The organism is Inhella proteolytica (genome assembly GCF_016093275.1).
Lineage (GTDB): Bacteria > Pseudomonadota > Gammaproteobacteria > Burkholderiales > Burkholderiaceae_C > Inhella > Inhella proteolytica.
Genome location: NZ_JAEDAK010000027.1, coordinates 16,872 through 29,677 on the forward strand (window position 1 = coordinate 16,872; position 12,806 = coordinate 29,677).

Annotated in this window: 7 protein-coding genes and 2 pseudogenes; 7 read left to right on the plus strand and 2 right to left on the minus strand. The window is 68.4% G+C overall.

Going from position 1 to position 12,806, the window contains the following annotated elements:
* Positions 1-25: 25 nt before the first annotated feature.
* Together I7X39_RS22260 and I7X39_RS22265 are read right to left on the minus strand one after the other, a co-directional pair.
* The gene (locus I7X39_RS22260) at positions 26-1,660 is read right to left on the minus strand and encodes a methyl-accepting chemotaxis protein (RefSeq protein ID WP_198113575.1); all 1,635 of its coding nucleotides are present in this window, start codon (positions 1,658-1,660) and stop codon (positions 26-28) included.
* A 23-nt stretch (positions 1,661-1,683) separates the two neighbouring features.
* The gene (locus tag I7X39_RS22265; protein WP_198113576.1) at positions 1,684-3,627 is read right to left on the minus strand and encodes a methyl-accepting chemotaxis protein; all 1,944 of its coding nucleotides are present in this window, start codon (positions 3,625-3,627) and stop codon (positions 1,684-1,686) included.
* A gap of 417 nt (positions 3,628-4,044) precedes the next feature.
* Here I7X39_RS22265 and I7X39_RS22270 point away from each other — a divergent pair, with 417 nt between their 5' ends.
* From I7X39_RS22270 to I7X39_RS22295, 7 genes and pseudogenes are all read left to right on the plus strand, one after another.
* Positions 4,045-4,542 (plus strand): hypothetical protein, encoded by a 498-nt coding sequence (locus I7X39_RS22270; protein ID WP_198113577.1) that lies wholly within the window; start codon positions 4,045-4,047, stop codon positions 4,540-4,542.
* A 12-nt stretch (positions 4,543-4,554) separates the two neighbouring features.
* Complete coding sequence (locus I7X39_RS22275) at positions 4,555-4,923, plus strand: response regulator (RefSeq protein ID WP_198113578.1); 369 nt, start codon at positions 4,555-4,557, stop codon at positions 4,921-4,923.
* 15 nt (positions 4,924-4,938) lie between these two features.
* Positions 4,939-5,232 carry an STAS domain-containing protein gene (locus I7X39_RS22280; protein ID WP_198113579.1) on the plus strand — a complete coding sequence of 98 codons (294 nt, stop codon included), beginning with the start codon at positions 4,939-4,941 and terminating at the stop codon, positions 5,230-5,232.
* Positions 5,232-7,415, plus strand: coding sequence for a chemotaxis protein CheA (locus tag I7X39_RS22285; protein ID WP_198113580.1), 2,184 nt, complete (start codon positions 5,232-5,234; stop codon positions 7,413-7,415). The genes I7X39_RS22280 and I7X39_RS22285 overlap by 1 nt, the downstream gene beginning before the upstream one ends.
* A gap of 1,038 nt (positions 7,416-8,453) precedes the next feature.
* A pseudogene (locus I7X39_RS23870) lies at positions 8,454-8,810 on the plus strand (HAMP domain-containing protein); the annotation flags it as partial.
* A 240-nt stretch (positions 8,811-9,050) separates the two neighbouring features.
* Positions 9,051-10,268: pseudogene (locus tag I7X39_RS23875) on the plus strand (methyl-accepting chemotaxis protein); the annotation flags it as partial.
* A 36-nt stretch (positions 10,269-10,304) separates the two neighbouring features.
* A partial coding sequence (locus I7X39_RS22295) for a methyl-accepting chemotaxis protein (protein ID WP_198113582.1) occupies positions 10,305-12,806 on the plus strand: 2,502 nt, incomplete at its 3' end.

Sequence of the window (12,806 nt, forward strand, 5' to 3'; positions counted from 1 at the left end):
TGGGTCGGTGAATGAAGAGTGGGGCTCAGGCTGTCGTCACGTCGGCATCGGCCGTGCTGGTGCGGTGCAGCTTGCGCAGGGCCACGGCGTCCAGCTCCGACACGGTCTTCTCACCGCGCTGCAGCCGGAACAGCCGGGTGGCGGTGCTCACAAGGGCGATCTGGCGCAGCATGTCCTGCACCGCGCTGTTGAGCTCTTCCACCATGACGGCGTTCTGCTTGGTGGTGCCGTCCAGGCGGGCCATGGCCTCGTTGACCTGCACCACCCCTTGCTGCTGCTCTTGCGCCGCCTGCCGGATCTCTTCCAGGGCCTGGTGCACGCTGGCCACCGCCTCCAGGGCGCCGTCAACCCGGCTGCGTGCAATGCCGGTGTGCGAGTCGCCGGTGGCAACGCATTCGGTGGACTCTGCAATCAGGCGCCGGATCTCGCGCGCCGCCTCGGCCGCGCGGGCAGCCAGGGCGCGCACCTCTTCGGCCACCACGGCAAAGCCCTTGCCCAGTTCGCCCGCACGGGCCGCCTCGACCGAGGCGTTGAGCGCCAGGATGTTGGTCTGGAAGGCCACCCCTTCGACCACGTGGACCATCTCGCCGATGCGCCGGGTCGAGCCCTGGATGGCTGCCATGCTTTGTGCCACCTCCTGCACACTGAGCTGGCTGTCCTGCGCCACGCGCGCGGTCTCGCTGGCCAGCTCAGTCCCCCGCAGGGCCGCCGCCGCCGTGTTGCCCACCGTGCCGGTGATCTGTTCCATGCTGGCGGCCGTCTGCTGCAGGCTCACGGCCTGCTGCTCGGTGCGGCGCGCCAGGTCGCTGTTTCCGGCGCCGATCTCTTGCACCTGGGCCTGCAGCGCATCGATGTCGGTACGGGCATCCAGAACCACTGTGCGCAGGTTCACGGCAACCTGGTTCAGTGCCTGCTGCAGCTGGCCGGCCAAGCCCTGGGCATCCACCTGCACCTCATGCGTGAGATCGCCGGAACCGAGATGGCGCGCGTCGTCCAGGAGGCGCAGGAACGGCGCCTGCAGCACGGTGTGAAAGCCTGCCAGGGCCAGCCCCCCCAGCAGCGCGGCGCTCGCCACGCCCCAGGCGGCGGGCAGCCACCATCCCGCCGCCAGTGCCGCCAGCATGGGAACCAGCACCAGCAAGTACATCCAGGCGCGCGGCCCCGGGCTGAGCGCCTGCAGCACCCGGCCAACGCGGTCGATGCGCCGAAACTGCCCTTGCTCCAACACCAGCCGGCGCTGGCCGCGCGCCTTTTCGTCGCGCATCCGCGCGTACGCCTTTTCCGCCTGCTGCACCACCGTGCGCGGACAGGGGACCCGCACCGACAGGAAGCCGGTGATGCGGTCGCCATCCTTCATCGGCGTGGCATTGGCCAGCACCCAGTAGTGATCGCCGTTCTTGCGGCGGTTCTTCACCGGCCCGCTCCAGGGCAAGCCTTGTTCGATGGTGGCCCAAAGGTCGCGGAAGGCCTCCTCGGGCATGTCGGGGTGGCGCACCAGGTTGTGGGGCTGGCCCAGCAGCTCCTCTGCACTGAAGCCGCTGACGTCGATGAAGGCCTTGTTGCAGAAGGTGATGCGCCCCTTCAGGTCGGTGACGCTGACCAAGGTCTTGCCCACCGGAAAGGGGTATTCGCGGCCGGTGATGGGTTGGTTGTTGCGCATGGCGGTGACCGGGGTGTTGAGGGCTACAGATCGGTGCGGAACTGCGCGGCCGCCTCGGCCAACGAGCGGGCGCGCTCGTTCAGCGAACCCGAGGTGGCGGCCGTCTCCTCCACCATGGCGGCGTTCTGCTGCACCGCCGAATCCACTTCGCGGATGGCGGCCCCGAGCTCACGGATCTGCTGCGCCTGGCCGTTGCTCTGGCGGGCGATGTCGCCCATCAACGTCGTCACGCGCTCGATGGCCTTGACCATCTCGCTCATGGTCTGACCGGCCTCATTGACGTACTGGCCGCCGCTGTTGACGGTGTCGATGGAGTCCTGGATCAGGTTCTTGATCTCGCGCGCGGCGCCGGCACTGCGCTGGGCCAGCGCCCGCACCTCGCTGGCCACCACGGCAAAGCCGCGCCCCTGTTCGCCCGCGCGGGCGGCCTCCACCGCGGCGTTGAGGGCCAGGATGTTGGTCTGGAAGGCGATGGTGTCGATCACCTGGATGATGTCGCCGATCTTGCGGCTGCTGGCGGTGATGTCGTTCATCGCCTGCACGGCCTGCTCCACCACAGCGCCCCCCTTGCCGGCCACGCTGGCCGCGCCCTGCACCAGTTCGTTGGCTTCGTGCGCGCTGGCCATGTTCTCGCCTACGGCCTCTTCCAGCGTGCCGGTGCTGGCGCTGGTCTGCTCCACCACGGCCGCCAGCTTGGTGCCCCGCTCCGACAGATCCTGGTTGGCCGCGGCGATCTGCGCCACCGCCGTGCTGATCTCTTCCGAGGTGCTGCGCACCTGCATCACCAGCAGGGTCAGGCTGCCCATCGCGTCACTGAGCTGGTTGCCGGCTCGGGCGAGCTCGTCTTTGCCCTCCAGCTGCGCGCTGCTGCTGAAGTCGCCTTGGCCCAGCTTGGCGATGCGCCGGCCCAGCGCGCCGAAGGTGCTCTGGGCGGCCGAGTAGAAGCCCGCAAGCAGGTACAGGCCGATGGCGATGCACATCGCCGCCATGCCCACGGCCGTCCAGATCTGGGCCTGCAGCTTGCCTTCGCGCACCAGCAGCAGGCGCTCCAGCACTTGGCCGCCGGCATCGTGCAGTTCATCCGCCTCCGCCAGCACCGCGTTTACGGTGTTGCCCCAGTCGGTGCCGTTGGCCTTGGGCGCACTGCCCCAGGGGAATTCGGTATCGATGCGCGCCTGCACCTTGTGCTTCACCGCTTCCAGTGCCGTCAGCTTGAGCCCGGCCACGGCACTCGGGTTGGCGGCCTGCGCGTGGGCGTAGGCCGTGCCGGCCCGCTCCACATACTCGTCGAGCAAGGCATCGGCGTTGTGCAGCTCCATGAACATGGCCGCGTTGTCGGTGATCTGACCGTCGGCCAGGTAGCGCCCCACGCTGCGGGACTTGGAGAGTGCATCCATCAGCCGGGGCATTTCGCTGGTGTAGGCCAGCATCAGGGCGTAGGTGTCGGCATCCGGGTCCAGCGCCAGGTTGGAGTTGTAGGCCACATGCTCCAGGAAGCCGCGCACGGCCGCCACCAAGGCATTGGCACGGTCCAGCGCCTCGCTCGAGTTCTGGGGCTTGCTGGCCTTGGCGGCCTGCCACTGCTCGCGCACCTTTTTGTAGGCCTCGGCCAGCCCCAGCGGATCGCCGCTTTGCCGCAGGAACTGCTCGAAGCGGGCAAAGGCCTGCTCGGCCTCGGCGGTGTACTTGTCGCGGCGCTCCTGCGCCCCTGCCTGGCCCGACACCGTGCCGGCATAGGCGCCACGCCAGCCCATCACCGGCACGTACGCGCCGTCAAAGGCCCGGATGGCCTTGATGCCGAGCACCTCTTTCTCGGTGAATTCGTAGATCGCCCGGCGGTCGCCCACCACGGTGACCAGCAGGTAGAGCAGCGGCACCATGAAGGCCACGCACACCACGGCGAACTTCTGGGCCAGTGGCAGCTTGCGCATCAGCGCGATGGCGGGGGAAAGCAAGGTCTTGAGCATGCGGGGCAATCCGGTGGAGGGGGCTAAGACGCAGACCGGCGGTCCGCGCACCAGCCGCCCAGCGTCGGCAGAGTGTTCCTCCTGTCACCCTGCCAGACACTTGGCAGTTCTGGGCGAGTGGCGTCATAAATGACGGCCCTGCGCTCTTTTATGTCGCCATTCAACCAAGAATGTGCGCTGCCAAATTTCACGTTTTCACGCATTTCCTTCTCTGGCGTGAGGAAGTTTGCGGGGCGCCCGGATGGCTGCACGCCGAGGGATCCGCTGCGGGCGGCCTTCCGTTGCCCATAAAAATTGATAAAAACGGTAAAAATATAGATTCCGGGTAAATCACGACGCAGACCTGATGCGGATTGACAGGGCCCGTGCCGTACCCTGACATTGAAATTTGTGATCACCCACCGCCCCTGTCCGCCTATGTCCGAACCCGCTCCCGTCCAAGCGCCCGTCGCTTCGCTGATGGCCGATGGCACGGTTGTCATTGCCCAGGCGGTGCTGCCCGTCTGGGGGCGGCAACTCGACGTGATCCATGAGCAGCTGAACAGCGGCATCACCGAACTCACCCGTGCGCTGGTGGCCATCGACGGCCTGCATGGCGAGCTGGCCCAGCTGCGCGCGGTGCCGGCGCAGCGGCCGCAGGCCGAGTACGACCGGCTCGTGGCCGAGTTGCAGGCCCATATCGAACAGGCGGTGTCGGGCCTGCAGATCGGCGACCGGCTCAGCCAGATGCTGACGCTGGTGCGGGGCGACATGCAGCGCCTCATCGACCACATGCCCCTGCTGGGCGACGCCGGCCTGCACCAGGCCGAGCAGTGGCTGGAGGAACTGCGCGCGCGCTACACGACCCCGGAGCAGCACAGCGTCCATGGCAGCGAGAGCGCGGCCCCGGACAGCAGTGGCGTGGACTACTTTTGACAGGAGCAGTGAATGAACAAGACCGTGATGGTGATTGACGACTCGGCCAGCTTTCGCACCGTGGTGAAGCTGGCCTTGCAGAAGGCCAGCTACACCGTGGTGGAGGCGGGTGATGGCAAGGAGGCCCTGGCCAAGCTGGATGGGACGCTCAAGGTCAACCTGATCGTCTGCGACGTCAACATGCCCAACATGGATGGCCTGACCTTTCTGAAGCAGGTCAAGACCCAGTCGGCCTACAAGTTCGTGCCGGTCATCATGCTCACCACCGAGAGCCAGGACGCCAAGAAGGCCGAAGGCCGCGCGGCGGGGGCCAAGGCCTGGATCACCAAGCCCTTCCAGCCCTCGCAGCTGGTCGACGCCGTCAACAAGCTCTGCGTGTAACGCCCTGGGGCCACCATGGCTGAGCCGCTGAGCCTGGGGACGGAGTGGACGATCGCACAGGCCAGCGAGCTGCATCAGTCCCTGCTCGCGGCCCTGCAAGCCAGTGCCGAGCAGGGTGACGTGCCGGTGCTGGACTTGGCAGGCGTGGACAGCATGGACTCCGCCGGCGTGCAGCTGCTGCTGGCCCTGCACCGCAGCCTGCAAGAGCGGGGGCAGGAGCTGCGCATCGCCACCGCCAGCCCGACGGTGCTGGCCGCGCTGGACATGTACCGCGTGCGCAGCCTGCTGATGCCGCCGGAGATCCTGTGATGCACGACGACGACGCCGAGATCCTGGCGATTGCACGCGCCGGCTTCCTGGAAGAAGCCCAGGAGATGCTGCACCAGTACGAGGCCGCCCTGCTGGTGCTGGAGAACGATCCGCAGAACGCCGAGCAGCTCAACGCCGCCTTCCGCGCCGCGCACACCATCAAGGGCGGCGCGGGCATGTTTGGCTTTGACGATGTGGTGCGTTTCACCCATGTGGCCGAAACCCTGCTCGATGCGCTGCGCGAAGGCCGCAAGGCGCTGGATGCCGAGTGCATGGACGCCCTGCTGGCCAGCCGCGACCAGATGGAGGCGCTGCTGGCCGAAGTGGGGCATGAAGGCGGCACGCCGCAAGAGGTGCTGGCGCGCGCCCAGGCCGTCAGCCACCGGCTGATGCAGCAAATGGGGATGACCCCCGAGACCGAAGCGGACGACTCCGCGCAAGCCCCGGCCGCGACCCCGGTCGCAGCGCCCAGCAGCCAGGCCTGGCACCTCTCGCTGCGCTTTCTGGCCGATGCCTTGCGCAACGGCCTCGATCCCCTGGCCTTCCTGCGCTACATGGCCGGCCTGGGGGAGATCCAGGCGCTGCACCTGATGCACGCCGAGGTGCCGGCGCTCGACGCCCTGGACGCCGAAGCCTGCCATCTGTGGATCGAGCTCAGCTTCGTCACCGACAAGTCGCGCCAGGAAATCGAGGGCGTGTTCGAGTTCGCCGCCGAGGACAGCGACGTCCAGATCCTCGAACCCGGCAGCGCCCCCGCGGCCTTCGAGGCCCTGGCCGAGCGGCGCTGTGGCAGCGACGCCGCCCAACGCGCCCTGCTGTACGAGGTGTGGCGCGGCATGGGCGTGCAGTTCGAGGTCATCGAGGTGCCCGTGGCGGGCCCGGACGAGACCGCCGAGCCGCTGCCGCGCATCGAGCGGCGCGCCGAGAACCAGCCGCGCGCCAAGGGCGCGGACCGCCGCAGCGGCGAAGGGGACCGCCGCGAAGGCGGACGGGACCGCCGCGCCGGCGACGACACCCGCTTCATCCGGGTGCGGGCCGACAAGCTGGATGCCTTGATCGACCTGATCGGCGAACTCGTGATCGCCGGCTCGGGCGCCCAGATGGTGGCGCACCAAGGGGCCGATCCGACCACGCAGGAAGCGCTGCAGCGCGTCATGGCCCTGATGCAGGACACCCGCGACGCCACGCTGGGCCTGCGCATGGTGCCGGTGGGCGAAACCTTTGGCCGCTTCCAGCGCGTGGTGCGCGACGTGGCGCGCCAGCTCGGCAAGGAAATCGAGCTGGTGGTGAGCGGGGGCGACACCGAGATGGACAAGTCCATGGTGGACGCCATCGCCGACCCGCTGATGCACCTGGTGCGCAACAGCATGGACCACGGGCTGGAGCCGCCCGAGGAGCGCGAGGCCGCCGGCAAGCCGCGCACCGGGCAGCTGCGCCTGAACGCCTTCCATGAAGCCGGCAGCATCGTCATCGAGGTGGGCGACGACGGGCGCGGCCTCTCGCGCGAGCGCATCCTGGCCAAGGCCATCGAACGCCAGCTGGTGGAGGCGGACGCCGTCCTCAGCGACCCCGACATCTACCAGCTGATCTTCCAGCCCGGTTTTTCCACCGCCGAGCAGGTCACCGATCTCAGCGGCCGCGGCGTGGGCATGGACGTGGTGAAGCGCAACATCGAAGCGCTGCGCGGCCAGATCCACCTCAGCAGCACGCCGGGCCAGGGCGCCTGCACACAGATCCGCCTGCCGCTGACCCTGGCCATGATCGACGGCTTCCTGACCCAGGTGGGCGAGGTGCATTACGTGCTGCCCCTGGCCGTCGTGTCCGAATGCATCGGCGTGCCCCCCGAGGTGCAGCGCCACCCCCATCAGGTCAGCGGCACCTTCAACCTGCGCGGCGAGATCGTGCCCTGGCTGGACCTGGCCCGCTTCTACCGCTGCCCCGCCGCGGCCACCAGCAAGCGCAGCCTGGTGGTGGTGCGGGAAGGGCAGGGGCGCGTGGGCCTGATCGTCGACCGCCTCAAGGGCGAGCACCAGACCGTGATCAAGCCCCTGTCCAGCTTGTTCCGCCACGTCAAGGCCCTGGCCGGCGCCACCATCCTCGGCAGCGGGGAAGTGGCCCTGGTGCTGGATGTGAATGGCTTGATGAACGCCGCGCGCCAGCACGACCGTGCGCGCGCCGCCTGAATTCCTTTTGAGTTAGGAGACGCAATGACCGCCTTGCTTCGCAAACTGCTGCTCTGGCAAAAGCTCCTGATCGTCGGCGTGCTGGCCCTGGTGGCCGCCGTCGTGCCGCTCACCAAGCTGGTCATCACCCTGAACGGCAATATCGCGGTGGCGGTGGCCGAGGACGAAGGCCTGGATGCGGCGGAGCTGGCCGACCCGGTGCTGGAGGCCCTGCAGCTGCACCGCGGCCTGAGCAACCGGCTGCTGCTGGGCGATGGCAGCGCGGCGGCGGCCCGCAGTGCGCAGGCCGCGAGCTTCACGAAGGCCCTGCAGGCGCTGCAGGAGAACCTCAGCAAGACCGGCCTGGCCAACGCGAAAAGTCGCTTTACCGAGTTGGGTGTGGCCTTTGAGGCCCTGCAGCGCCAAGTTGAGAGCCAAGGCCTTGCGGCCCCGGAGTCCTTCGCCCGGCACAGCCAGCTGGCCGACCAGTACCTGTTCGCCCTGGAAACCCTGGCGGACGAATCCGGCCTCTCGCTCGATCCGGTGTCAGAGACCTATTACCTGATGAGCGTGGTCATCGACTTCCAACCGCGCCTGCTGGAGACGATGGCGCAGCTGCGCGGCCGTGCGGCGGGCCTGGCCCAGCAACTCGGTGCTGGCCGTGAGATGCCCGCGGGTGATCGGGTGCAGCTGCCCATGCTGATGGCGCAGAGCGAAAAGTTTCAGCAACGACTGGCGGCCCAGCTGGGCAAGGTGGGCGGCACGAACGCCGCGGTGGCGCAGACCTTGTCGGCACCCGCGCAAAAGGCGGAGGACGCCACCAAGCGCTTTCTCAGCAAACTCAACGCGGAACTGCTGAACGCCAACCCGAAGAGCGCCGGCAGTGCGGATGCCCTTTTTGAAGCGGGCAACCAAGCGCTCGCCGCACACCGCGCCCTGCAGAAGCAGATCGTGTCCAGCTTCCAGGAGCTGCTGCACCACCGCATCACCGACGAGACGCGGATGCGCAACCTCCTGGTCGGCAGCTCCTCCCTGCTGCTGCTGGTCATTGCGGGTCTGATGGTCCTGATTGCCCGCAGCACCATCCAGCCCCTGCGCCGGGCGGTTGTGGTGGCCAATGCCGTTGCGCAGGGTGATCTGGGCAGCGACGTCAGCGATGCTGGCCGCGACGAGGCGTCCCAACTCTTCCGGGCGCTGGCCGAGATGCAGAGCAATCTGCGCGAACGCAACGAGCGCGACGCCCGCACCTTGGCCGAGAACGCGCGCGTGCTGCAAGCGCTGGAAAACAGCAGCACCAACATGATGCTGGCCGATGCGAACTACACCATCGTCTACAGCAACAAGGCCTTGCTGAACATGCTCAAGGCCCAGGAGGCCGAGATCCGCAGGGACCTGCCGCGCTTCGATGCCAACCGCGTGGTGGGCGCCAGCATCGATGAGTTCCACCGCAACCCCTCGCATCAGCGTGGCCTGCTCGATCGCCTGCGCGAGACCCACAAGACGCGCCTGAAGCTGGGCGAGCGCCGCTTCGACCTGATCATCAACCCGGTGTTCGTGGACGGGCGACGCGAGGGCACCATCGTCGAGTGGACGGATCGCACCGAGGAGCTCGCGCAGGTCGAACGCGAACTGGCGCTGGGCCGCGAAGGCCGTCGCGTGCAGCAGGCGCTGGACGCCACCAGCTCCAACGTGATGATTGCCGATGCCACCGGTCACATCGTCTTCATGAACCGCTCGCTGCAGAGCATGCTGCAGTCCAACGAAGCGGAAATCCGCAAAGCCCTGCCGCAGTTCGATGCGCGCCAGCTGATCGGTCAGCACTTCGACCGCTTCCACCGCAACCCCGCCCACCAGCGCAACCTCATCGAGCACCTGAAGGGCGACCACCGTGCCGAGATCCAGGTCGCCGGCGCGAGCTTCCGGCTGACGGCCAGCCCCATCCTTGACAGCGATGGCACGCGCCTGGGCACGGTGGTGGAATGGTTGGACCGCACCGCCGAAGTGGCCGCGGAGAAGGAGATCAGTGCCATCGTGGACGGCGCGGTGCAGGGCGACTTCCAGTCGCGCATCTCCTTGCAGGGCAAGCAGGCCTTCTTCCTGCTGATGGCGCAGAAGTTCAACGACCTGCTCGACACCTTCAGCGGCACCATCCGCGAGGTGCGGGTGGCGGCCGATCAGCTCTCCAGCGCGTCCGGCCAGGTCTCGCAGACCTCGCAGAGCCTGAGCCACAGCGCCAGCCAGCAGGCGGCGAGCGTGGAAGAGACCACGGCCTCGCTGCACGAGATGGCCGCCAGCGTGCAGCAGAACGCCGAGAACGCCGGCGTGACCGACCGCATGGCCACGCAGGCCGCGCAGCAGGCCATGGAAGGCGGGCAGGCGGTGAGCATGACGGTGGACGCGATGAAGAGCATCGCCACCAAGATCCACATCATTGATGACATCGCCTACCAGACCAATCTGCTGGCGCTGAATGCGGCCATCGAGGCCGCGCGCGCGGGCGAGCATGGCAAGGGCTTTGCGGTGGTGGCGGCCGAGGTGCGCAAGCTGGCCGAGCGCAGCCAGGTGGCGGCGCAGGAGATCGGCGCCCTGGCGGGCAACAGCGTGGGCCTGGCGGAACGCGCCGGCCAGCTGCTGAACGAAATGGTGCCGGCGATCCAGAAGACCAGCGAGCTGGTGCAAGAGATCGCGGCCGCCAGCGGCGAGCAGAGCCAGGGCGTCAAGCAGATCACCCAGGCCATGAACCATGTCAGCGGCACCACGCAGCAGACGGCCAGTGCCAGCGAGGAGCTCAGTGCGACGGCCGAGCAGCTCAGCGCCCAGGCCACCCAGTTGCAGGAGCTGATGGCGTACTTCCGCACCGACGACGCGGCACCTACCCCTTACCGCCGCTGAGCACCCACGGAGCCCCGGATGCGCACCAACCTTCCGATCACGCAGCAGGAGTACCTGCTGCCCGATGGCATGACCATCGTGTCCCGCACCGACCTGAAGGGGCGAATCACCTACGTCAACCCCGACTTCATCGAAGCCAGCGGCTTCGTGGAGAGCGAGTTGATCGGGCAGCCGCACAACCTGGTGCGCCACCCCGACATGCCGGAGGAAGCCTTTGAGGACCTCTGGCAGACCCTGAAGCAGGGCCGTCCCTGGACCGGCATGGTGAAGAACCGGCGCAAGAACGGCGATCACTACTGGGTGGTGGCGAACGCCACGCCGATCAAGGAGGGCGATGCCGTGGTGGGCTATATGTCCGTGCGCACCCGTCCGACCCGCGAGCAGGTCGAGGCCGCCGAGGCGCTGTACCGCCGCTTCAAGGAAGGGCGTGCGCGTGGCTGGGCCATACGCGACGGCCAGGCCGTGCGCACGGGCTGGGCGGCCGCCCTCCGGCGCAGCCTGGGCCGCCTGAGCCTGGCGCACAAGCAGGCCCTGCTGGCCCTGCTGTGGCTGGGCGCGGGCCTGTTCATCGGCCGGGGGGGCTGGCTGCCCGCGCTGGCCTTGCTGGGTCTGGCGGCCCTGGCCACCTGGCGGATGCAGCGCCGGCTTGCCACAGGCTTGCAGCAGGCGGCCCGTCAGCTCGAGCGCTTTGCGCAGGCCAATTTCGATGGCGTGGTGCAGGTGGAGGGGCGGGACCACCTGGCTGGCATGGCCCAGGCCCTGCGCCGCGTGCAAACCCGCCTGGGCTTCGAGTTCGCCGACACCCGGCGCCGCGCCGAGGATGCCGAGCGCATCCGCCAGGCCCTGGATGTGGCTGCGACCAATGTGATGGTGGCCGATGCGGACTACCAGATCATCTACGCCAATGCCTCGCTCAAGGCCATGATGACGGAGGCCGAAGCCGACCTGCGCAAGGCGCTGCCGCGCTTCGATGCGCAGCGCATCCTGGGCGCGAACATCGACGAGTTCCACCGCAACCCGGCCCATCAGCGCGGCCTGCTGGACCACTTGCGCGAGCCCCACCGCACGCGCCTGCAGATCGGCAGCCGGCGCTTCGACCTGATCGTCAACCCGGTGCGCCTGGGCGAGCGCCGCCTGGGCACGGTGGTGGAGTGGAAGGACATGACGGCCGAGCTGGCCGCCCTGGAGCGCGAACGCGAAGAGGCGGCGCGCAATCTGCGCATCCGCCAGGCGCTGGACGTCAATGCCTCGCCGGTGCGCATTGCCGACGCCGAAGGCACCATCGTCTACGCCAACCAAGCCCTGTTGCAGGTGCTGCGCCGCGATGCGGCGGCCTTCCGGGCCCAGAACAGCAGCTTCGATCCCGAACGCGTCGTGGGTGGCTCGATCGGTATGTTCTATGCCGACCCGCGCGGCGCCATCGAACGCCTGCGCCAGCTGCGCGAGCCGGTCACCACCGCCATGACCCTGGGCGGGCGGGACTACAACGTCAGCACCTCGCCGATCTTCAATGCGCAAGGCGAGGCCCTGGGCACGGTGGGGCAGTGGATCGATGTGACGGAGCAGCGCCGCGCCGAGCGCGAGGTGACCGAAGTCGTCAATGCCGCGACCGCACGCGACTTCTCGGTGCGCATCCAGGCGGAAAACAAGGACGCCTTCTTCAAGACCCTGGCCGAGGGCTTCAACAACCTGCTGGAAACCGTGTCGCAGGCCCTGCTGGAGGTGCGCACGGCGGTGAACCAGCTCTCCAGCGCGTCCGACCAGGTCTCGCAGACCTCGCAGAGCCTGAGCCACAGCGCCAGCCAGCAGGCGGCGAGCGTGGAAGAGACCACGGCCTCGCTGCACGAGATGGCCGCCAGCGTGCAGCAGAACGCCGAGAACGCCGGCGTGACCGACCGCATGGCCACGCAGGCCGCGCAGCAGGCCATGGAAGGCGGGCAGGCGGTGAGCATGACGGTGGACGCGATGAAGAGCATCGCCACCAAGATCCACATCATTGACGACATCGCCTACCAGACCAATCTGCTGGCGCTGAATGCGGCCATCGAGGCCGCGCGCGCGGGCGAGCATGGCAAGGGCTTTGCGGTGGTGGCGGCCGAGGTGCGCAAGCTGGCCGAGCGCAGCCAGGTGGCGGCGCAGGAGATCGGCGCCCTGGCGGGCAACAGCGTGGGCCTGGCCGAGAAGGCGGGCCGCCTGCTCAGCGACATGGTGCCCGCCATCCAGAAGACCAGCGAGCTGGTGCAGGAGATCGCAGCCGCCAGCACCGAGCAGAACCAGGGCGTGGGCCAGGTCAGCGTCACGATGAACCACATCGCCGGCGTGACCCAGCAAACGGCCAGCGCGAGCGAACAGCTCAGCGCCACGTCCGAGCAGCTCAGTGCCCAGGCCATGCAGTTGCAGGAGTTGATCGGCACCTTCCGGCTGCAGGCCCGCGCGGCCGAGCCGGCGCCTGCCGCCCCGCGTGCGCGCAGCCTGCCGCCAGGGCGGCCGGCCGCGGCGCAACCGGCCCCGGCGCGGGGT